At 58.5% G+C, this 21,802-nt stretch carries 20 protein-coding genes; 9 read left to right on the top strand and 11 right to left on the bottom strand.

Features of this window, described 5'->3' with window-relative positions; genetic code table 11:
• Window positions 1-63 precede the first annotated feature (63 nt).
• Complete coding sequence (locus PH562_RS06875; protein ID WP_483315325.1) at window positions 64-1,398, bottom strand: extracellular solute-binding protein; 1,335 nt, start codon at window positions 1,396-1,398, stop codon at window positions 64-66.
• A 235-nt stretch (window positions 1,399-1,633) separates the two neighbouring features.
• On the opposite strand from PH562_RS06875, the gene PH562_RS06870 reads away from it, so the two are divergent.
• A complete protein-coding gene (locus tag PH562_RS06870) occupies window positions 1,634-2,257 on the top strand; it encodes a GNAT family N-acetyltransferase (RefSeq protein ID WP_285172215.1) in 624 nt (207 codons plus the stop codon).
• Window positions 2,258-2,283: 26 nt separating this feature from the next.
• Here the strand turns inward: PH562_RS06870 and PH562_RS06865 are convergent, their stop codons facing one another.
• Window positions 2,284-4,038 (bottom strand): glucosidase family protein, encoded by a 1,755-nt coding sequence (locus PH562_RS06865; RefSeq protein WP_483315331.1) that lies wholly within the window; start codon window positions 4,036-4,038, stop codon window positions 2,284-2,286.
• Between the two features lie 359 nt (window positions 4,039-4,397).
• Between PH562_RS06865 and PH562_RS06860 the strand changes: the two genes are divergently transcribed.
• A complete protein-coding gene (locus PH562_RS06860) occupies window positions 4,398-5,570 on the top strand; it encodes an ROK family transcriptional regulator (protein ID WP_285172629.1) in 1,173 nt (390 codons plus the stop codon).
• 176 nt (window positions 5,571-5,746) lie between these two features.
• Here PH562_RS06860 and PH562_RS06855 read toward each other — a convergent pair whose 3' ends face one another.
• Entirely contained in the window at window positions 5,747-6,133 is a 387-nt protein-coding gene (locus PH562_RS06855) for a winged helix-turn-helix transcriptional regulator (RefSeq protein ID WP_285172212.1), read from the bottom strand.
• Window positions 6,134-6,285: 152 nt separating this feature from the next.
• On the opposite strand from PH562_RS06855, the gene PH562_RS06850 reads away from it, so the two are divergent.
• Both PH562_RS06850 and PH562_RS06845 read left to right on the top strand, forming a co-directional pair.
• Window positions 6,286-6,675 (top strand): DoxX family protein, encoded by a 390-nt coding sequence (locus PH562_RS06850; RefSeq protein ID WP_285172210.1) that lies wholly within the window; start codon window positions 6,286-6,288, stop codon window positions 6,673-6,675.
• 23 nt (window positions 6,676-6,698) lie between these two features.
• Window positions 6,699-7,442, top strand: coding sequence for an SDR family NAD(P)-dependent oxidoreductase (locus PH562_RS06845; RefSeq protein ID WP_285172208.1), 744 nt, complete (start codon window positions 6,699-6,701; stop codon window positions 7,440-7,442).
• A 190-nt stretch (window positions 7,443-7,632) separates the two neighbouring features.
• Here PH562_RS06845 and PH562_RS06840 read toward each other — a convergent pair whose 3' ends face one another.
• Together PH562_RS06840 and PH562_RS06835 are read right to left on the bottom strand one after the other, a co-directional pair.
• Window positions 7,633-9,024, bottom strand: a complete 1,392-nt coding sequence (locus PH562_RS06840; RefSeq protein ID WP_285172204.1) for an aldehyde dehydrogenase family protein — start codon at window positions 9,022-9,024, stop codon at window positions 7,633-7,635.
• Window positions 9,014-10,672, bottom strand: coding sequence for an acetolactate synthase large subunit (locus PH562_RS06835; protein WP_285172197.1), 1,659 nt, complete (start codon window positions 10,670-10,672; stop codon window positions 9,014-9,016). The genes PH562_RS06840 and PH562_RS06835 overlap by 11 nt, the downstream gene beginning before the upstream one ends.
• A gap of 338 nt (window positions 10,673-11,010) precedes the next feature.
• Between PH562_RS06835 and PH562_RS06830 the strand changes: the two genes are divergently transcribed.
• Window positions 11,011-11,214 (top strand): cold-shock protein, encoded by a 204-nt coding sequence (locus PH562_RS06830; protein ID WP_047631453.1) that lies wholly within the window; start codon window positions 11,011-11,013, stop codon window positions 11,212-11,214.
• A gap of 59 nt (window positions 11,215-11,273) precedes the next feature.
• Here PH562_RS06830 and PH562_RS06825 read toward each other — a convergent pair whose 3' ends face one another.
• Window positions 11,274-11,612 (bottom strand): WGR domain-containing protein, encoded by a 339-nt coding sequence (locus tag PH562_RS06825; protein WP_285172183.1) that lies wholly within the window; start codon window positions 11,610-11,612, stop codon window positions 11,274-11,276.
• A gap of 107 nt (window positions 11,613-11,719) precedes the next feature.
• Window positions 11,720-12,430: an SDR family NAD(P)-dependent oxidoreductase gene (locus tag PH562_RS06820; protein ID WP_285172182.1), complete on the bottom strand. Its 711-nt coding sequence runs from the start codon at window positions 12,428-12,430 to the stop codon at window positions 11,720-11,722.
• Window positions 12,431-12,512: 82 nt separating this feature from the next.
• On the opposite strand from PH562_RS06820, the gene PH562_RS06815 reads away from it, so the two are divergent.
• Window positions 12,513-13,484, top strand: a complete 972-nt coding sequence (locus tag PH562_RS06815) for a LysR family transcriptional regulator (protein WP_483315324.1) — start codon at window positions 12,513-12,515, stop codon at window positions 13,482-13,484.
• 143 nt (window positions 13,485-13,627) lie between these two features.
• Complete coding sequence (locus PH562_RS06810; protein ID WP_285172181.1) at window positions 13,628-14,278, top strand: glutathione S-transferase family protein; 651 nt, start codon at window positions 13,628-13,630, stop codon at window positions 14,276-14,278.
• Window positions 14,279-14,294: 16 nt separating this feature from the next.
• Here PH562_RS06810 and PH562_RS06805 read toward each other — a convergent pair whose 3' ends face one another.
• Entirely contained in the window at window positions 14,295-14,888 is a 594-nt protein-coding gene (locus PH562_RS06805) for a TetR/AcrR family transcriptional regulator (RefSeq protein ID WP_285172180.1), read from the bottom strand.
• Window positions 14,889-15,023: 135 nt separating this feature from the next.
• Here PH562_RS06805 and PH562_RS06800 point away from each other — a divergent pair, with 135 nt between their 5' ends.
• Window positions 15,024-16,259 (top strand): MFS transporter, encoded by a 1,236-nt coding sequence (locus PH562_RS06800; RefSeq protein WP_285172178.1) that lies wholly within the window; start codon window positions 15,024-15,026, stop codon window positions 16,257-16,259.
• A 65-nt stretch (window positions 16,260-16,324) separates the two neighbouring features.
• Here PH562_RS06800 and PH562_RS06795 read toward each other — a convergent pair whose 3' ends face one another.
• The 3 genes from PH562_RS06795 to PH562_RS06785 form a co-directional block, all read right to left on the bottom strand.
• The gene (locus tag PH562_RS06795) at window positions 16,325-16,966 is read right to left on the bottom strand and encodes a Pr6Pr family membrane protein (protein WP_285172176.1); all 642 of its coding nucleotides are present in this window, start codon (window positions 16,964-16,966) and stop codon (window positions 16,325-16,327) included.
• Window positions 16,967-17,293: 327 nt separating this feature from the next.
• Window positions 17,294-18,922, bottom strand: a complete 1,629-nt coding sequence (locus PH562_RS06790; RefSeq protein ID WP_285172175.1) for a thiamine pyrophosphate-binding protein — start codon at window positions 18,920-18,922, stop codon at window positions 17,294-17,296.
• Window positions 18,923-19,258: 336 nt separating this feature from the next.
• Window positions 19,259-19,600: a hypothetical protein gene (locus PH562_RS06785; protein ID WP_285172174.1), complete on the bottom strand. Its 342-nt coding sequence runs from the start codon at window positions 19,598-19,600 to the stop codon at window positions 19,259-19,261.
• A gap of 304 nt (window positions 19,601-19,904) precedes the next feature.
• Here PH562_RS06785 and PH562_RS06780 point away from each other — a divergent pair, with 304 nt between their 5' ends.
• The gene (locus PH562_RS06780; RefSeq protein WP_483315323.1) at window positions 19,905-21,392 is read left to right on the top strand and encodes a nucleobase:cation symporter-2 family protein; all 1,488 of its coding nucleotides are present in this window, start codon (window positions 19,905-19,907) and stop codon (window positions 21,390-21,392) included.
• Window positions 21,393-21,802: the final 410 nt, after the last annotated feature.

Here is a 21,802-nt window from a genome sequence, read left to right as displayed (position 1 = left end):
GCGAAGTTTCCCGCCGCTGCTTCTCGTCAAATGGAGCAGCAGCGGGATTGCTGTACCTGGCAATCACTTGCTCTTCATGTAGGCGGCATAACCCGCATCGAGCTTGGCGATCAGCTCTTCAGGCGTTTGTTTGTTCGCAAACAGCAGAGGCGTATTTTCATCAAACGTCTTGAGCATGGTGGGGCTCGCCCAATCGGGATAATGCCCGAGTGCATTGTCATCGTTCAACGATTTCCAGATCGCGATGCCCTCTTTCAGAAGCGGGGAAGCGTTGACCCCTGCATCTGCGGGAACCGGGGTCGCTGGCAGATAGCCGGCTCTGGCCCAGGTCACGGATGCGTCCTTGGAGACCATGTAATTGATGTATTCGCCGGCGAGATCCTTCATTTTGTCGCTCTTGGCGAGGCTAGTGATCGCCCAGGCAAGGTCGACGCCGCCCACCGAAAGCGGATGCTCAATGCCGGCGGGTGCCGGGATCGGCATGAAATGGATATCCGGATTGTTCTGCATATCGCCGAAATACCAGGTTCCAGAAATCAGAAAGGCCCCTTGGCCGGCGACAAAAAGCTGAACGGCATCATCACCCGAGATGCCCTGGTAACCATCGGAGAAATAGCCGTTTGTTGCCCATTTCTGAGCAAGTCTCACCGATTCCAGATTGCCGGGCGTATTCCAGGTTCCGCCGCGGCCGTAGATCAGGTCATCGAGCGCCTTTCGATCGGACGCATCGATATGCGCCTGACTGATCCCTGCCAGCATATGGAGCGCCAGATGGCCCTTGGCCGTGCCGATCGTCAGCGGTGGGGTACCTGCAGCCTTGACCTTATCCAAGGCTGCAAGGAAATCGTCGAAATTCTTGATCGGCAGCTCGACTCCGGCGGCCTTCAAGACCTTTTCGTTGTAATAGAGACCGACAATTTCGGCGAGCGACGAGATACCATAGGTCTCGCCGACACCGAACTCACCCTTGCTCGACCAGCGGTCACGCGCCAGGAGGCTATCGGACTGGTTTTTATCCCATCCATATTTCTTGAGATAAGTATCGACAGGAACGAGAAGGTTTTCCTTCACCATCGCGCCCATGTCGCCGGCGCCCTGGTTAACTTTGGTCACCACTGGACCATCGCCGGATGAAACCGCAAGCTTGAGCGTAAGATTGAGATCCTGGAAGTCGCGCACGGTATGGTCGAGCTTAACCTCAGGATGCGCCTTCTGGAAATTGGCGTTGAGCTCGGTCATCACGGCAGCCCGCGACTCCGAGTCATGGTCGTCCCAGACGGTAAGCGTCTCGGCAAAGACGGCCGTCGACATGCCGAGCCCGACGAACGTGACGCCCGCCAAAATTCCTGTCTTCTTCAGAATGGATGCCATGTTGATGGAGATGAAATTGCTAAACATTGATTGGTTCCCTCTAGCTGCGTTTTGGCAGTTCCTATCGTTTCCAACCGGCCGGTCTGCTGAGACGAGCCGAATGTCTTGCCTCATCAGGCCTTTACTGGCCTGATGAATTTCCTTATCCTTTTCAAAAGATCAGCGGGCTTTCATCCCGCAAATGCAGTTCCTCAACCTTCCCAGTTTTACCGCTGCCTGATGTCAGTTCTCGCCGTGCAGCGGCCAGCAAATCGATGGTGCGATGCCTCCTAAGATCGACGATTATTTCATCCGCCCGGCCACCGAAGACGACGTTGACGCCCTCTTTCACATTTGCCTGGTGACGGCTGACGCCGGAGCCGACGCGAGCGCACTTTACAGCAATCCGCGCCTTCCCGGTTACGTATGGGCGGTGCCCTATCTCAAATTCGCTCCGGAATTCGCGTTCGTTCTTGCCAAACACGATCGGGTCGTCGGCTATGTTGTCGGTACGCCGGATACCGCCAGCTTTGACAAAGCGCTCGGCAGAGATTGGTGGCCGGTTGTCCGCCGCGAGATCGCCGGTCTTGTACCCAGCACGGAAAAAGACGCCGATGTTCTGGAGCGAATAGCCAATCCTCATAGCGGCACGCCGGGCCTTGAAGAGACCTACCCTGCGCATCTTCACATCAATATTCTGCCCGAAGCCCAATCGGGCGGATGGGGACGCCTGATGATCAAAACCATGCTCAACGAGCTTTCGCGCCATGGCGTACCCGCGGTCCATCTTGGCGTCAGTCCCGCAAACGAACGCGCCAAGGGATTCTACAGGCATCTCGGCTTCGAAGAACTCAGCCATGGCGATCACCTTGCCTTCGTCATGAGATTGGACAAGCCGGCAATCTGAACGCAAATCTTGCCGGCATCCGCTCATTACCTATCCTCCGCGTTCGCAGCCTCTAGGCCATATTTGAGGACGACTGCCGCCGGCATCGCACTCCATCCCTGCAGCAGGGAGCCGCGTCCATAGGGCGGCGAGAAATACTCGACAGCGCCGGCCCAACCGTTAGCCAAGCAGGTTTCCCACCAGCGTATGAGGGCATAGCGCGCGCCACCGAGACCGTGGCGTATTCTTTCTTCCGCATAGACGCCGTCCCAATAGGGCCAATCCGATCCATTGTGATAGCGAAAGGGGAACGCGGTCTTCGATCTCACGTCACTTGCCCGTTTAAATGGTGGAAACGCGCAAAGGACGCCCCAATCGCCATAGGGCTGTTTCGTATTGTTTCGAGCCTCCAGAGCCCCTTCCATCGCCTTCAGGAGACCAATCGCGCGCGTTTGCGAAATCGCCCCATAACGAGAGAGTGTCAGGCTATCGAGCACGAGATGATCCTCGACAAATCCATCGTGAGTGACGAAATCGGCGTAACCGTTTTTGCCCGGGACGAAAAGCCTATCCTCGATTTCGGCACGAGCGGAGGCCGCTATCTCGCGTGCCTTCTGCGCCAATGCAGGATCATGCACGGCCCCCAGCTTGGCCACGCCATCCAATGCACCGACGAAAAGGCCGAGATTATAGGAGACGAGACCTTCCCGATAGACATTGTCTGCCCAGTCCCTGTCGTTTCGCGGCTTCAAGGGCAATACGCTGCCGGGGCCAGCAAGAGCCAGATATCGTTCAATGATGGCGGTCACAAGCGGCCAGTGCCGCAATGCTTCCGCCGTATCCCCTGTGGCGTCCACATAATCGACGAGAAAGAGGATGAAAAAAAGCGGGCTATCAAAATGATCGCTCCACCAATCATCAGGACGATTGTGATGTTCCGGAGCAGCCTTGCCACGATATTTCTCGGGATTTCGTTTGGCATCGAGAACGAAGTTCTGCCAGGCGCGCGATTGCGCCGGTCCCGTCAATATCACGCCGCTCGGCGCCTCCCCGTCGGGCTGGATTCCCTTGGCCAAAAGCCGGATTTCATCGCGTACCGCTTCGGGCGCAAGCTTCAGCAGCATTTGCATCGTCCAGTAACCATCGCGATAATAGGTGCGTGCAGGCGCACTATAGGCCTGACCCGCGGCTAGGCCGGCAAACACGCCATTCTCGTCCAGCCGAATGCTGGAAAGCGCGGCGTGCGTGCCTTGAATCACCATGCTGCGCATCACTGGATCGGCTTTGGGCGCGACGTCGCACCGGGCGATATAATTGGCAGCTTCTACCACGATAGCGTCGCTGGCGAGGCTAAATGCAGCTTCAGCCTCCTCTTCAGAGGACCCGACCGCGATGCGGATATCTCCGTCACCAAGCTCGACGATCATCACACCCCAGCCGCTCACGACGATACTGCGGTTATTACGTTTGATGATCTTGGCTCGCGGACTGTCCTCATCAATCTCATGCCACCATGCACCGCGACGAGCCGGATAGATTCCTGCCAGGCGAGCGTTGCGGATCAGGAGAATGGGCTTTGACTGGGCGACAAAGATGCCGCCCGCTTCGGCGATGATCCTGTTTGGACCGTAAACGTAAGGTCCGGCAAGCTTGGAAAAACGTATGCGTCCCAGACGACCGCTTCCCCAAAGAGCGAGATCAAGATAGCCGCCGGGATGCGCGTCCGCCTGCAATCGAGGCGCCATGATCGGCAGAATGACCGGATGCCGGGTGGTGATTTCGCCTTGGGACGTGGGGGTCATCATGGCAAATCAAGCACCTTTCACCGCGCGGTGTCGGAAATGGGATGACGTATAAAAATCAGGCGGCAATACCAAGTAATCTTGCCGAAATGGAGCGCTATAAAGTCCGCGGCATAGGCGAAACGAGCTCTCTCATCCGTTGACCTCGCTTTCATGACTCCTCGCAATTTGCTTAGTCATCGGGGAAGTCTACAAATCAGGCGCCGAATTTGTCAATGACATGGACAAATTAAATGATTTCGCGTGGCCAACCGACTGAGAGTTACTTGCTTTTTATTCATTTTCACCGGAAGTTGGCATTGCCGCGGTACGACGTGAATGAATTAGGAAAAGGTCCCGAACTAATTAGAGGCCCCATCATGCCTAACGCGCCACAGACACCAATCGCGCGAAAAATCTCGACGAACTCTGTCATCCGGACCATCCTTGCCAACGGCCCCATTTCCCGCGCGGATATTGCCAAGCAAACCGGCTTATCCAAGCAAACCATTTCCGACGTCGTTCGCAGTTTAGAGAGCAACGGGTGGCTGAAGCCGACCGGATATACCGATGGGCGTTTGGGGCGAACGGCGATAACCTATGAGCTCGATGCGAGCGCGGGCTTTGCCGCCTCCATCGATCTTGGCGGAACCAAGATTGCCGCCATCATCTGCGATCTCGTCGGAAACGTCGTCGCCGAAACCAAGGTGCCGACGAATGCGCGCGGCGGGCTCCATCTGGTCGATCAATTCCAGGCCATTATTGAGGATCTTGCCCGTAGCGCCGGCATCGATCTCTCCAAATTGCGCATCATCGTGCTGGCGACTCCAGGCATACTTGACCCGGCCACCGGACATATCAACGTTGCACCGAACATCCCGGGTGTGGAAACGATCGACTTGCGCCGCCTCCTGAGTAACAGGATGGCAACCCCGGTCATCATCGAAAATGACGTCAATCTTGCTGCGCAAGGAGAACGATGGCGAGGGCACGGCTCCACGTCGGATAATTTTGCCTTCGTAGCACTCGGAACCGGTATCGGCATGGGCATCATTGCAAATGGTCGCCTGATGCGTGGCGCGCGCGGCGGCGCCGGCGAGATTGCCTATCTGCCTCTCGGCGGGGAGCCATTTGATCCCGATGGCTTTACACTTGGTACTCTTGAAAGCGCCGTGGGCAGTGCGGCGATGGTGCGGCGGTATTCCGGATATGGCGGGCAGAGCGAGGCAACCGTGGCGGATCTTTTCTCGGCTCTGGTGGCTGGCGAGCCAGCCGCTGTTGCGGTGATCGAGGAAACTTCGCGATCGATTGCGCTTGCCATTGCCGCGATCGGTGCAACGCTCGATCCAGAGCTCGTGATCATGGGCGGCAGCATCGGCGCGCGCCCCGAGCTTGTTGAAGCCATTCGCAGATATTTGCCACGTTGCACGCCTTACCCGCCCCGCATCGAAATCAGCCAGTTTGGCAATCGGGCGGCCCTCGTCGGTGGCATCGGCATCGCAGTCGAGCACATGCATCAGGAGCTGTTCGGAGTTGATTTGCAAGATTCATGAAATGGGCGCCGTATGGCGCAAATGAGGAGATAGCGAGCTGCCTGGCGACTGCCCCAAAAGGTACACGAACAACCAGGGAATGCTCGGCCCAAAGTCATAACGGCTTTGGGCCGGGAGCGGTGATGACATAGAAGCGCAGATGTCGGCCATCCGGCTGCCCTTCGGCTGCTCTCTAATCACCTATTTTTCGAAGCCTGCTTTCGTCCGCGGGTTGTCGTCCTTTCGGGCACACTTCTCCCATACTCGTTCCACCACGCCGTCAAGGCTTCCATGGTCGGTCCAAGCCCCCTCGCTTTCGCGGTGATCTCATACTCCACGCGAGGCGGAACTTCGGCGAAGACAGTGCGCGACACAAGACCATCGGCCTCCAGTTCCCGCAATTGCGCGGTCAACATGTGCTGGGTGATGCCTGGAATCGCTTTGCGCAGCTCGTTAAACCGATAGACCCGTTGGTTAAGAAGCCACATGATTTCCAGCTTCCATTTTCCCGAAAGCAACGCGAATGCACGACGCATCTCCTCATGCATGTTGACGCTCGCTGGCTCATTAGTCTGGTTTTTCATACTTACAGCGCCGAATTCATCCTACTTGCGTACATTCATTTAATACCACATTTTCAATCCAAGCACCGGAGAGATAGCGGATCGCTATTCCGGACATCGAAAATCTTGAACGGAGCAAGCTGCCGGAGCCATCCGGCGGCAACGGATATCCTATGTCTGAATTCTACATTTACCGGGTCGCGACGGCCTTGCTTATCTTGTTGTATCTGGCCTCTGCCGTGACCTACATCATCAAGACCGAGTGGGTGCGGCAAACAATCCTCGGGTTCGGGTACCCCAGCTATCTTGTCCAATTTCTGACCTTCGTGAAGCTCGCTGCCGTCGCCGCTATCGTCTGGCGATTCAACGTTGCCGTCAGTGATCTGGCATATGCAGGCATGTTGTTTCATCTCCTGCTTTCCGGGCTCGCCCATATGGGCGCTCGCAAACCTCTGGGCGCACTGCCGGCTGTCATCGGACTGGCATTGCTCGCTATCTCTTTCGCGACGCAGAAGGCGGGACGCGAAGTTCCCTCACCGTATGCGTTCGCGCAGATGCTCTGATTGCCAACCCGAAAGGAAACCAAATGGGAAAGCTAACCGGAAAAGTGGCTATCGTCGCCGGTGCCGGCCGAGGCATCGGACGTGCCACGGCGGAACTCTTTGCGGCCGAAGGCGCGAAAGTGGCCGTATTGTCGCTCACCCGCGCCAACGTGAATGCGGTCGTCGATCATATTCAATCCAGGGGAGGCACCGCACTCGGCGTGGTCTGCGACCTGAGTTACGGCGAGCAGATTGCTGAAGCAATAGCTAAGGTCGTGCAGACATTTGGCGGCATCGACATCCTTGTAAATGTCGCGTTCGACCCGACCGTCGTTCAGTCCTCTATCCTCGATCTCTCCATCGAGCAGCTGCAACGCAACTTCGATATGGGACCGATTGCGTACCTGCGGACCATGCAGGCTTGCTACCCATACCTGAAAGCCAGTGGGGAAGGTCGAGTGATCAACTTTGCGTCTCTGGCCGGCGTTCTCGGCATGTCGCCTTACGGGCCGTACAACCTCGCCAAGGAGGCCGTCCGCGCTCTAACGCGATCCGCCGCACGCGAATGGGGTCCAGACAGGATCACCGTCAACAACCTTCTGCCCGTGGCCGACACTTGGGGAGCAGGACGAGACACTCCTCCGCCGGCGAATGCTCTCGGCCGCTTTGGCTCGCCCGAAGATGATGTCGCTCCGGTCGCCCTGTTCCTCGCCAGCAGCGATTCGAAATTCATCACGGGGTCAAGTCTGACGCCGGACGGCGGGCAGATTATCGACAGCGCCCGATAATTCCCATTGGGGCGCTTCGTAAACCTCAGCACGCAGCCTCTATCGATTGTATTGTGAATAGATACACACGCATGCTCTGGGGTTGCGAGGAGGACTTATTTCGAAGTGGCACCCCGGCGTCGTTCGGCAGCCGCATCATCCGACAGACGATCGCGGGGACAGTCCACGGATGATGCTTGCCGACGCTCACCTAGCTGACGCCGTTGAACACTACCATCTTGTCGTCGGCCATCTCCTCCATCGTCCAGGGAATACCCCCGACCCCATATCCCGACTGCCTGCGCCCGGCAAAAGGCATCCAGTCAGTTCGAAAGGCCGTGTGGTCGTTGACGAGCACCGCGGATGCATCGAGATGCCTTGCTGCCTTGAGCGCGACTGCTATATCGGTGGAAAAGACGCTCGCCTGGAATGCGTAGGGCAGCGAGTTGGCTATGCGGATCGCCTCGTCAATGTCGCTATAGCCATAGATACAGGTCAGCGGTCCAAATACCTCGAGGCGCGACACTTTGGCGTCCGCCGGCGGATCGAGCAGGACGGAGGGCAGAAGCGTGGTCTCGGACAGCCGCCCTCCCCCGAATTGCCTTGCTCCCGCATCGGTCGCTTCCTTGATCCAGCTTTCGACACGTTCCGTCTCGCGCGGCAGGATCAACGGCCCGACTTCCGTCTCCTTCAACGTGGGATCGCCGACGCGCAGGTTTGCAACCTTGGCGGCGAGCGCGTCGGTGAAATTGGCTAGGATGTCATTGTGCACGAAGAGGCGCTGCACCGACACGCAGACCTGCCCCGCGTGGTAATACCCACCTTTGACGATCGTCCCGACGATTGCGTCGACGCCGGCGCTGCGATCGACGATGACGGGGGCTGCTCCGCCATGCTCCAGCGCACATCTCGTGCCTGGCGGCAGCTTGCTTTTCAGATACCAGCCAACCTTCGCCGAGCCGATGAAGCTCAGGAAGGCGACGCGCTGATCCGTAGCAAAGCTCTCGGCAAGCGCATTGTCCTCCGTGATGAAGGTCTGGCACCAAGGCTCGTCCAGTCCCGCCTCCCAGAACAGCTTGACGATCTCGATGCAGGAAATCGGGGTGGTTGCCGCCGGCTTGACGATGACGGGGCAGCCAACGGCCACGGCCGGCGCAATCTGGTGGATAATGAGATTGAGGGGGTGGTTGAACGCCGATATCGCCGCCACGACGCCGATCGGCTCCTTGGTGGTGAAGGCCCATCGGTTGGCGCTGGCAACAGTCAGGCCCATCGGGATTTCCTTGCCGCCAAAATTGCGCAACTCGTCTGCCGCATTGACGAGACCATCGATCCCGCGCGTCACCTCGATGATCGCATCCGTCAGCGGCTTGCCACCTTCACGGGCGATCATGATGGCAAAGCGGTCACGGTTCTCGGAGAGAAGCTCGGACACCCTTCTGAGGATAGCTATCCTGCGATGCGTCGGCAGCCAAGCGCTGCGATCGGCATAGGCTTTCGCGGCAACATCGAGCTTATGCTCGAGAGCAGCGGCGTCATCGGCCGGGATTTCGGCAATGAGCGCGCGATCGAATGCCTGATAAACCTTCAGATTAAGCGTCATCTTGATCCTCCAGGATGGCGGGAAGCCGCGCACGCAATTCCTTCACCAGCACACGTTCGTTTTCCGAATAATCGACGGGGACGTTCACCAGATGAACGCCACCGCCGGAAAAGGCATCTTCGAGCGCCTGCTTGAACTGGCTGATGTCGTCGACCCTCGTTCCCCTGGCGCCATAGGATTGCGCATATCTAACGAAATCCGGGTTGCCGAACGTCATCCCGAAGTCCGGAAACTCGTCCACCGCCTGTTTCCAGCGGATCATGCCATAAGCATCATCCTCGATGACGAGGATGACGAGGTTCAGCTTCAGCCGCACCGCCGTTTCGATCTCCTGCGAATTCATCATGAAGCCGCCATCCCCGCAGACCGCCATGACACGCCGCCCGGGATAGAGCATCGAGGCGACCATGGCCGAAGGGAGCCCGGCACCCATTGTCGCAAGGGCATTGTCGAGCAGCAGCGTGTTCGCCATGCGCGTTCGATAGTTCCGTGCGAACCAGATCTTGTACATGCCGTTGTCAAGCGCCAGGATGCCGTCATGAGGCATGACTTCCCGGATGTCATGGACCAGCCGCTGCGGCGTGAAGCGATCTTCCGTCGCCCGAACGGCGATGCGCTCCAGGATGCGCTCCCGCAGGTGAAGAAGGGCTTGCGCGTTCGGCACCTTGCCTTCGAGGCGATCCGCCAGCGCCTTCAGCGATGGGCCGATATCGCCAATGACTTCCGACTGCGGGAAATAGACCTGTTCGACGGTCGCCGGCTGATATCCGACATGGACGACATTGGGACCGCCCTTGCCCATGATGAAGGGCGGCTTCTCGATCGTGTCATGGCCGATGGTGATGATGAGATCGGCCTGCTCGATCGCCTCATGGACATAGTCCCGCTCCGACAGTGCGGCCGTGCCCATGTAGAGCTCGGTTCCGCCCGGGACCGTTCCCTTGCCCATCTGGGTCGTGAAGAACGGGATGCCGGTGCGAATGACGAATTGCGCGATATCAGACGTCGAGCGCGGGCGCGAAGCAGCTGCCCCGAGCATGAGCAGCGGGCGTTTCGCCGCGGTAATGAGCCCAGCCGCACGATCGAGCGCCGCGTCACTTGCGATCGGCAGCTCCAGCTGATGCGGGGCGACGAGAGCGACCGCTTCACATTCCTCGGCGGCGATGTCCTCCGGAAGCTCGAGATGGACCGGCCCCGGCCGTTCCTCCTGTGCGATCCGGAATGCCTCCCTGACCATCGTCGGGATCATTTGCGGCGAAACGATCTGCCGGGCAAGCTTGGTGAGCGGTTTCATCGACGCCACCACGTCTACCACCTGGAACCGGGCCTGCCGGGATGAAAGTATCCCTTTCTGGCCGGTGATCATCACCATTGGCATGGCTCCAAGCAGCGCGTATGCCGCGCCCGTCGAAAGGTTCAAGGCGCCCGGCCCGAGCGTCGTCAGGCAGACACCCGGCTTGCCGGTCAGGCGACCATAGGTCGCGGCCATGAACGCAGCCGCCTGCTCATGCCGGGTCAGCACCAATTGAATGGACGATTTGCGGATGGATTCGACAACATCGAGATTTTCTTCGCCTGGAATACCGAAGATACGGTCGACACCCTCGTTTTCGAGTGCGGCCACCAGGAGATCGGAGCCTTTGGTCATGGATGGAGCTCGTGCTTGTTGGCAGATCGATTGATGCCTCCAAAACTGGGAGGCAGGCCGCAAGAATAGATCCTTTTGCAGTCTAGTCCATCAGAGTTGTATCAGATTCCAGTTACCGGAGATGACCGGAGCTGCGCGCGAATGCTCGACGAAAAGCGGGCAAAGCCGAGTCGCAGAAGGAATGGCTATCGCTGATACCAAGGCTTCAAAGACGATCTGGTACAAAAAAACACGTTTGATCACAGGACCTGACGGGCGCCATTAGCAGATGTGCTTGATCTGACAGCAGTTGCCCGCTAGGTTGCCGCCGCGATCAACTGCAAAGACATGGGGATTTCATGCCAACTGGCACGGTTAAGTTTTTCAACACCGACAAGGGCTTTGGCTTCATTACGCCGGAAAGCGGAGGACCTGACGTTTTCGTTCACGTCTCCGCCCTGCAATACGGCAATGTGCTCAGGGAGGGGCAATCCGTCTCCTACGATCTGGGTCAGGACCGGAAGACGGGCAAGTCGAAGGCGGAAAACGTCAGGCCACTCTAATCATTATGGACACGTCACTACCCGATATCTCGGGTAGTGCACTCGGGCGCCGTGAGAATTCACGTAATCGCCCTGCTTTGTAATGGGCGTGGGCGGTAGCCTTTCGCCCGCTTCTGCCGCGTCAGCGCGAGAAACATTCTGACGGCATCCCTCTCATCCTCGAAATGATGCGCCATCGTCTGGCCGCCGAAACCTATGCGGCCCCAGCGTCGCGTGAGACAGGTATCCCCGAACAATGTCATCGATATGTCCAGCGCGTAGTAGCGGGCCATGTTCTTCGCAGCATTGGTGCGCTCGATATAGAGGTGATAGGGCTGAGTAAGCATGCTGGGAGAATCGTCGATCACGCGGCTGCGGTCCAACGAGTGTTTTGAATCGGTCGGCCAGCTTCGATTCATTTCCGTTATGTGTTCGGCGATCCGCCGAACAATCGCCAGCCGAATCGGCGGAGCGCCGGCTCCGGTCTAGCGATGCCTCAAGGCTCATATGCTGCGTTGACGACGGATCACCAGGGAACTGTCCGGCCCAGATAGTCCAGATATTCAAGGCCCCGCTTCCCTTGCTGGCCGAGAAGCACGTTCACCAGGTTCGGAATGCTTTCCTCTATCGTCAGCCGCCCGTCGGGGCCGCCCAGATCGGTCTTGACCCAACCGGGAGCCATGAGCACCAATGCACGCGCATCTTCCGCATGCCGGGCGGCATAGCTGCGCATCAACGTATTCAAGGCCGCCTTGCTGCCGCGGTAGACTTCCCGCATGCCCGTCGTATTGTTGCTGACGCTCCCCTGCCCCGACGACATGACGCCGATCAGCCCCATGGGCGAAACGAGGTCCTGCAACCCTTCAACGGTCCGCATCGGGCTCAGCGCATTCGTCACCATGACGCGCACGAACTCTGCCGTCGTCACCTCCGCGATCGTCTCGGTCGGGACATTCGTCGTTCCCGCATTGACGAACAGCATGTCGAAGACGCGGCCGTCGAGGCGCGCGCGCAGCGAGGCGAGCTGTTCCGGCTCGTTGATATCGAGCGTTTCGATGGTGACGCGGCCATCGGAACGGTCTGCCAGATCGTGCAGTTTCGTCCTCGCCGTCGACGCCCGCACCGTGCCGACGACGGACCAGCCCTTCTTGAAGAATTCTTCGGCCATCGCATGGCCGAGACCGCGTGATGCGCCGATGATCAGGATGCTGCCGGTGGACGATGATGATGACGGCATGGGCACGCCTCCTTTGTTTGCTGTGAGTGCAATATGAAAGCCTGGCCTGGATTTCGCCAGACGCACAGGATGCAAAGAATAGTTGCGTCAGACGCTAGGCATGTTGATCGATCTGGTCTACCCAATTGCCATGGAAGACATAGATCTCAATCTGCTCGCCGCCCTTGATGTCCTGCTTGCCGAGGGGAGCGTGACGGAAGCGGCGAAGCGTCTTGGCTTGAGCCCTTCCGCCATGAGCCGCACGTTGTCGCGGCTGCGTGCCGTGACGGGTGATCCGTTGCTTGTCAGGGCAGGCAGATCCCTCGTGCCGACACGTTTTGCCGAGACCCTTCGGGATCGCGTTCATGCCGTCACACTGGATGCGCGCGCCATTCTTCGGCCTGCGGCAGGCGAACTCGATGTTGCCACGTTGGACACCACGTTTTCGATCCGCGTGAGCGAAGCCTTTCTCGAGCTTTTGTCTGCGCCCCTCGTCGCGGCCATCACGGAAGCCGCCCCCCGCGTCCGCATCCGCTTCGTGCTCAAGCGGGACAAGGAGCCGCATATGTTGCGGGAAGGACTGATCGATCTGGAAATCGGCGTCTTGGGCGTGCCTGCGCCGGAGCTGCGCACGCGACTTCTGCTTCGCGATCGGCTGGTTGGAGTGGCGCGGGAAGGTCATCCTCTGCTGACGGGCGGGGCGGTAACGGCAAAGCGCTATGCCGCCTGCGCCCACATCGCCGCTTCGAGAAGAGGAGAATTTGCCGAAACGGTCGACGAGGCTTTGGACAGGAAAGGTCTGAAGCGGGAAATCCGCGTTGTGGTGCCTGGTTTTCCGGATGCAATGAGAATTGCGGCTTCGACGAATTTCATCGCGGCTGTCCCCCTCTCCTGCCTCGGCAAGAGCAAGCTGAACGAACCGGTGGGCGAGTTTGGTATTCGAAGCTTTGAATTGCCGTTCGAAACGCCGGAAATACTCATTGCCGCCATATGGCATCCGCGCGTCGACGCCGACCCCGCCCATAAATGGCTGCGCAATATCATCACGCGCGTCTGCCGCGCCGCCTATCCATGAACTGATCCAGCAGACGGTCGAACTGCAAAATGAGATGCATTGGCCCGCATCGCTCCCGGCTCTGAAAACCATCTCGAAAATGGAGTGTCGGAATCTCGTTCAGCCGATCGTCTTTAAGGCAGACAAAGCCATGGAGAGCAGCAATGACGATAACGATCACCGCCTTTGAAAAATCGCCGGATCGCGGCAGAGGTCTGGCGCGCGACATGCGCGTTCGCTGGGCCCTCGAAGAAGTCGGCCAGCCTTATGAAGTGCGCCTCCTCTCCTTCAAGGCGATGAAGGAGCCTGCGCATCTCGCCCTTCATCCCTTCGGGCAGATCCCGACCTACGAAGAGGACGGCCTTGCCTTGTTCGAATCGGGGTCGATCGTGTTCCATATCGCGGAGCGCCATGCCGGGCTTCTGCCGGACGATGCCAAGGCGCGGGCACGGGCGATAACATGGATGTTTGCTGCCCTCTCCACGGTGGAGCCGCCGATCATCGACCGCGCAACCGCAAGAATCCAGGAGCGCGATCAGACCTGGTATCAGCAGCGCCTGTCCATGGTCGATGGGCACATCCGCCAGCGGCTGAACGAACTTTCCGATCGCCTCGGCAGTGCCGACTGGCTCGAGGATGCATTCAGCGCCGGCGATCTTCTGATGATATCGGTCCTGCTCAGGCTGAAGGATTCCGGCCTTTTGCAGCAATATCAGAACCTCTCTGCCTATGTCGCCCGTGGGGAAGCACGGCCTGCCTACAAGCGGGCTTTCGAGGCTCAGCTGGCGGTCTTCACCGCCGCATCGGCCGGCTAAGCGAACTCCAGTCCGATCAGTCCTTCTCGATCCGCAAGCCTTCAAGGAAGGTTCGAAATGCGCCGACTGCCCGTTTCGAGATTGTCTCGGGATCGTCCGAATGGGCGATCCACTGCGCGGCACAACTGCTTGCAGCATTGATGAGGCGAGCGCCGGCTTCCGCGTCGATATCAACGATGATACCCTCCTCGCAAAGGCAACGAAGGCTTTCCCTGATCGTGGCGATACAACCGTTGGCGCTCGGCCATCCGGAGGGATCGCCGAGCACGGCGGGGCCGTCACGAAACATGATGCGCTGGATTTCCGGCTCCAACGCCATCTCGACATAACCGACATTCTCGTCGACGAATGCCTGCCAGCGCGACGGCGCTTTCGACGAGATATGACAGAGCCTTGTGGTCATTTCCGCATCGATCTCGCTGACGACGGCCTGCAGCAGCCCCTTCTTGTCGCCGAAATGATGATAAAGTGCGCCCCGCGTCAGTCCGGCAGCCGCTGTAAAGTCATCCATCGATGCATCGGCATAGCCGACGCTACCGAATGCCTCACGGCCGGCGGCGAGCAGCTTGGCTCGCGTCTCGGCAATCATTTCACTGCGAGGTTTGCGCATTGCGTCTCCATAGATCACCCATATTAATTTGCATACGTTGCGTATATTAGTTGACATACGTGGCGTATGCAATTACTTCATTCACATACGCTGCGTATGTATGCGGCCATTTCGTTCAATATAGGGAATGTTCCGATGTCCAATCCGTACAGAGAGATTTTCCGAGCACCGGGCGCCAAGAGCTTTTCGGCCGCAGCCTTCTTTGCCCGCCTTCCGCTTGCCATGGCTCCTATCGGCATCGTCGCCATGCTGTCGCAGACGCGCGGTGAATATTGGCTGGCCGGCGCCGTTTCGGCGACCTTCGCCCTGACCAATGCTTTTATCTCGCCGCAAATATCGCGTCTCGTCGACCGGCTCGGCCAGCGTGCGGTCGTCACTCCCGCCACCATCCTCTCGGTCATCGCCTTCATCATTCTCGTCATCGCGGCAAACCAGGTCTGGCCCGCCTGGACGCTGTTTGCCTCGGCCTTCTTCGCGGCCGTCATGCCGAGCATACCGGCCATGGTGCGCGCCCGTTGGACGGAGATCTTCCGAGACCGGCCCGAATTGAATACGGCCTTCGCCTTCGAATCCGCCGCCGACGAGCTCGTCTACATCATGGGGGCATCCCTTTCCGTCGGGCTTGCCGTCTCGTTGTTCCCAGAAGCCGGGATGGTCGCCAGCACCATCTTTCTCGCACTTGGATCGGCAGCCTTCCTGATGCAGCGATCGACGGAACCGAAGGTGCGCGCGGCTGGCTCCACAGGCCCGCAACGCTCGGCGATCCGGCTGCGGCCGGTCCAGATCATCACACTCGCCCTGATCTTCGTCGGTGCTACCTTCGCCACGGCGGAAGTGAGTGCCGTTGCCATCACCAAGCAGCTCGGCCAACCGGGTGCCGCCAGCGTCGTCATCGGCGTCTATGCGCTCGGCTCGTTCGTCGTCGGTCTCATCATCGGAGCGCTGAACCTCAAGATGCCATTGCAGCGCCAATTGCTGGTGGCCGTCAGCGTTCTCGCCCTTACCTCCCTGCCGCTTCTTGCTGCCAGCACCTCGGTCGCTCTGCTTGCCTTTGCCGTCTTCCTCAGCGGCGTCGCCATTTCCCCCACCTTCATCACCGCCTTCGGCTTGATCGAACGCCGCGTGCCCGAAGCCATGCTGACCGAAGGCGTGACCTGGGTGATGACCGGCATCGGTATCGGCATGGCACTTGGCGCCTTTGTCTCCGGCTGGGTAGTGGACAGCTTTGGACCTGCAAATGGCTTCTGGGTTTCGGTCGCCGCGAGCATCGCAACCGTCGCGGTCGTGGCGCTCGGCCAGGCAAGCCTTTCCGGCACGCGCGCGTCCAGCCCGGCAGCCATTACGCAACTGCCGGAATGGGCGGACCGCTAAGCTCAAACAAGAGCCGCGCGGCGGCGAATTGGTCAGTGACGAATTCGCCTTCGCAACAATATTGCCTATGCGCGCCGGAAGGCCCGTTGCTTGGCGCCGACCCAATCGAGAAAAGTCAGCACTCCCCCCAGAACCAGCAGGGCCGATGCCAGCAGCCCCATGTTCAGCAGCACGCCTTCAAGGCCGATATCGCGGACATCCAGGAATGGGTAAGGGTAGAAGTGAGAGATATATCCGTGCGAAAGCGTATAAGCGGAGTAGGCTGCGGGAAAAGCCAGCCACCAGAGCACATCGCGCCAGGAAAGCTTGCCGCGCTCGCTCAGAAAAATCCAATCCAAAGCGTACAGCAGCGGAACCCAATAATGGAGTATCTGATCGCCGAGCAGTTGCCAACCGCGAGGGTGCCAAACGTCCCTCAGCATCAAAACGTAAACGATGCCGGCGATCCCCACGTAAAGAAGAAGGGCGCTGCGTACCGGCGGCTTGCTCGCCCATTTGCCAATTGACGAGAGCGGCGCAATTTGCGCGCAAAGCAGTGTCATAGCGAGCAGAAGATTGGATTGCATGGTGAAATAGCTGAAGAAATTCACCGTCATCGTCAGCCGTGAAACATGCACGCCCGGTGTGATGGCGATATATGAGACCGCGATACCCGATAAAGCGAGCAGGGCAAGCAGATAGCGATAGACGCGGATCAAGCCTGCCATGAAGTCCTCCCCGCTGAATTGACGCCTGGGCGGAGGCTGAGGGAATTCAACATCGACTCGTTCGATTTCATCGAAATTCTACGGCTCATTGAAGACAAGACCGGCCTCGAAATCCCCGCCACCTTACCGAACTCCGCGGCAAGATCGACTGTATCGGAGACATCTACCGTCTCGCAGAAGAATATTCGATTGCGGCAAATCAAAAGCAGGCATCGAACGGCTGAAGAAATCCTTCGGCCAGGAGGTGACGTCAGCTCTTGGCCAAGTCGATGTCGTCACGCTGAGCCCGGAAAGCGGTTTTGCCTTTCGCGCTTTCAGAAAAAATCGTCAGATGCGCATCCGTGGCACGTCATTGGGATCAAGGCGCAACTCGATCAGCACTGGGCGATTGCGATTCCTGATGGCATCCAGAGCGCCTCCAAGCTCATCGGCCGAGCTGACCGCAATACCGTGGCCGCCGAGCGCGGTTGCAACCTCGGCAAACGAGGGCCAGTTAAATTGGGTAAGCCCAGGGTCCATCTTGCGATCGCGAAACTGGATATGTTCGGCTCCATAGGCGGAATCATTGCAGACGATGACGATCAGGTCCTGCCCGAGACGCACGGCAGTATTGAATTCGTTGACACCGCTCATCATGAAACCGCCATCCCCGGTGAAAAGCACCACCGGTCGATCGGGTGCGGCAACGCTTGCGCCGATCGCTTCCTGCAATCCCAGGCCGATCGAGCCGAAATTTGCCGTCACCACGAAGCTCCGCGGATCGCTGACGGAAATCCGGCACCAGACCTCGGTCATGAAACGCCCGCCGTCGGTCACAAGCACCCTATTCTTCGGTAGAGCTTTTTCCAGCTCTTCGAGCGCCCAGATGTAGTTCACATATCCCGCATTCGTCTTGTCGCGCTGATCGCCTGGATGGGTTGTGAGCGAGGGGACATCCAGTTCGTGAGTGAAGCCGCTCGGCGGAATTTCCGCCTCGTCCAGCCAATGAACGAAATTGTCTGCCGTCAATCCCGCATCGGCAACCAGAGCTGCATCTGGATGAATGTTCTTGCCGATGGCGCGTGCATCCATATCGATCTGGACGATGCGCTTGCCCTTCAGGAGCTTGCCCCTGTCGGTAGTGAAATCATGCAACCCCGCTCCAAAGCAGATCAGGCAATCCGCCCTGGCGATCAGGTCATAGGCGGCAGGGGTGCTGAGCGTGCCGAAAATATCCATATTATAAGGATGACCGCCGAAAAGCCCTTTTGCCTTCAAGGTCGTTGCAAGCGGCGCTTCCAGCCTGTCCGCCAGCCGGATCAGCTGATCGCGCGCACCGCAGGCCCCGCCGCCCGCGAGGATGAGCGGACGCTTTGCCGAAGCGATCATGCCGATGGCCCTGTCCAGCGCGTCACCCTCGGGCACATATCCGGGAGCATCGAAAACTTCGAAGACAGCCCGCTCGTGAGGCTGTTCGCACCACATGAAATCGGCCGGCATGTTCAAGACGATCGGACGCCGCTCGACGCGAGCACGATAGAAAGCGCGGGCGACGTCCCGGGTTGCAGTTTCCGGCGAGCGCATCTGCTCGAAGCCGGCGCCGGTGGCCTTGACGAGCTCGCGCTGGTCGATGCTCTGCAAATGGTGCGGGTTGACGACCGGCGTGTCGCCCGCCAGGAGCACCATGGGGATTGAGCCGCGGGCGCCTTCGGTGAGCGCAGTGACGCAATTGGTCAATGCCGGACCGTGGGTCACGCTCGCCACGCCCACCCTGCCCGCGACGTGGGCATAGGCAAGCGCCATCAGGACCGAGCTTCCCTCATGCGCCGCCGGCACGAAGCGGCCGCCGCATCCGCGTACATAGTGGTCGATCATGAAGAGATTGGCATCTCCCATGAGACCGAACATCGTGCCGACATCGTGATCGCAAACCGCACGCGCAATCGATTGATACACATAGATCGCATTTTCGGTCATCTTGGGTATTTTCCCTCCTGCAGCGCCTCAAATCGTTGATGCTCAGAATATCAGGAAGGCCATGCAAGAGGTGCGCGACCTAGAGGCGGAATGCTTAATTCAGCACAAGATAATCGCCTATATTTTATACCTCATGCATGATTTGTGCGAACGTAGATATGGGAGCTTCAACATACCTCACTTCGGGCTGATGATGCGGGGGCATCCCGGCCTTGTAGAAGGGACGCGGGCACAGAGACGGCAATGTTGCTGTCCAGGCAAACCCGAGGCATCCACAAAAGCGAACGGGCTCGTTCGCGAAATTCATTATGGCCAAGAGAGGAATCTTGCCCGGTCCTATCGGGGAAGATGACGCTCCTCGCCCGCAAATGTCGGCTTGGCGTCGTCGAGCTTGTTGTAACCTGCCTGTATGATATCAATATCGCATACGTGACCGATGCCGGCCAATTTATAGAGAACATCGCCGACGGCTATATCCACGCGCGGCTTGTTTTTCGAATAGACTTTCTCAACCATCGGCTTGATAGCGTCTTCGGTGCCGCCAGCGGCAAAATAAAGCTCCAGAGCGCGGTGCAGAAACGCATCTCTGCGATCATTCAAATCCATCAGAGACTCGTCGCCGACAGTCGATGCCAGCATCCTGACGGCTTTATTTTGGTATTCACTCATATAATCCATCCAAATCTTCGGAATGATATTCGAATCGAAAACTAATACAGGCTCTGCACGTCTATTCTTTCCCGAGACTGAATCGATTTCGGCAGCTATGTAAGCCCGCGGGGCGATACAGGGAGAGATGAGTTTTCGCCCAATCTCAGCTGGATAGAGATCTGTCCTTTTCGAACATTCACCGGGACTGCGGTTGGTCCATGAGAAGGGATGCGACCTTCAGATAGGTGTTTCGCATTTTTCTATAAAGTCATGAGACGGCACACACCGTAACGTGCAGGGCTCGTTTGGAGGAAACGAGACACGCAAAGGTATGGAGGAGATTACCTTGGCAATAGCAGTAGAGGAAAATACCACACCCCTGTCCCCCGAAGATGAAAAACTCAGCATCGGCGCCAATCTGGCCTATGGCCTTCAGCATGTTCTGACCATGTATGGCGGTATCGTCGCCGTTCCACTGATCATCGGCCAGGCATCGGGCCTGACGCCGGCCGATGTGGGTCTGCTCGTGACCGCATCGCTTTTTGCCGGCGGTCTTGCGACCATCCTGCAGACGATCGGAATACCGTTCTTCGGCAGCCGCCTCCCCCTGGTGCAGGGCGTATCCTTTTCCGGCGTCGCGACGATGATTGCCATTACCGGACATGGGGGCATCCAGGCCGTTCTGGGCGCAGTCATCGCGGCATCGTTCATCGGGCTCCTCATCACGCCCGTCTTTTCACGCATCACCCGCTTCTTTCCGCCGATCGTCACCGGCATCGTCATCACGACCATTGGGTTGACCCTGATGCCGGTTGCGGCAGGCTGGGCGATGGGCGGCAACAGGAGCGCGCCGGATTTCGGCAGCCAGGCCAATATTCTGCTTGCGGCGGCAACGCTCGTGATCGTGCTGCTGCTCAGCAAGCTGGCGAGCGCCGCTATATCGAGACTATCGATCCTGCTCGCCATCATTGTCGGCACGGGGATCGCCTATGCAGCCGGCATTGCCGACTTCTCACGGGTGATGAGCGGCCCTTTCGTTGCCCTACCGCAGATTTTCCATTTCGGCTATCCCGTGTTCGATACCGCGGCGATCATCTCGATGTGCATTGTCATCATGGTGACGCTGGTCGAGACCTCGGCGGATATCCTCGCCGTCGGCGAGATCGTCGGCACCAAGGTCGATGCGCGCCGACTCGGCGACGGCCTGCGCGCCGATATGCTTTCCAGCATTCTCGCCCCGGCCGTCGGCTCCTTCACGCAGAGCGCCTTTGCCCAGAATGTCGGCCTCGTGGCCGTGACCGGCATCAAGAGCCGATTTGTCGTAGCGACCGGCGGCCTTTTTCTCGTCGCTCTCGGCTTGCTGCCGATCGTCGGCCGCATCGTCGCTGCCGTTCCGAGTTCCGTCCTCGGAGGAGCAGGCCTCGTCCTCTTCGGGACGGTCGCGGCAAGCGGTATCCGCACGCTCGCCAAAGTCGACTACGAGAACAATATGAATCTCATCATCGTGGCGACCTCGATCGGCTTCGGCATGATCCCGATCGCCTCACCGGGCTTCTACGAGCACTTTCCCGCATGGGTCATCACCATCTTCCACTCCGGCATCAGCTCCGCGGCCCTGATGGCGATCACGCTAAACCTTTTGTTCAACCACCTGACAACGGGCAATTCGGATCAGCAATCGGTCTTCGTCGCGGGAACGGAACGCCTGATCCGCTATCAGGATATTGCCGGCCTGCATGACGGCGATTATTTCCTGAACGGCAAGCTCTACGACGCCAATGGCGCGGAAGTTCCATTGGTCCCCCTGGAAGCCCATTAAAACACAGAGGGACCTGCTTCGGCGGCTTCAGAGCATTCTGTATGGGTCCGTCGGACAAATTCTAAGAGCCGGACGGCCCCACAATTGCGCCGGTCTCGTAATCCAGCCATTTAGCTGGGGAATCGGCTGACGCATTGCCCTAGTTCGTAAGTGGCCTGCGCGAAGTTCGGCTTCAGGCGCACTACCCAGCGGCACCTTCGCCCCTCCGCCCGTAGATCGACAGGTCGGAAACCACGACCTTCGATCCTTCTGCAATTCATCTCACTGACTTGAGTAAGATTGCATCAAGATGCGCGCTCCGCATCCTCAACAACTATTGTATAGTTTGTATAATTTACTTACTAATATCAAAAATTTTCGATTAGTAACATACATATTGTACGTTTATTACGTATATAATTCTAATATAC

This window comes from Rhizobium centroccidentale, assembly GCF_030182565.1.
GTDB lineage: Bacteria > Pseudomonadota > Alphaproteobacteria > Rhizobiales > Rhizobiaceae > Rhizobium.
This window is presented reverse-complemented; position numbering and strand designations above follow the sequence as displayed.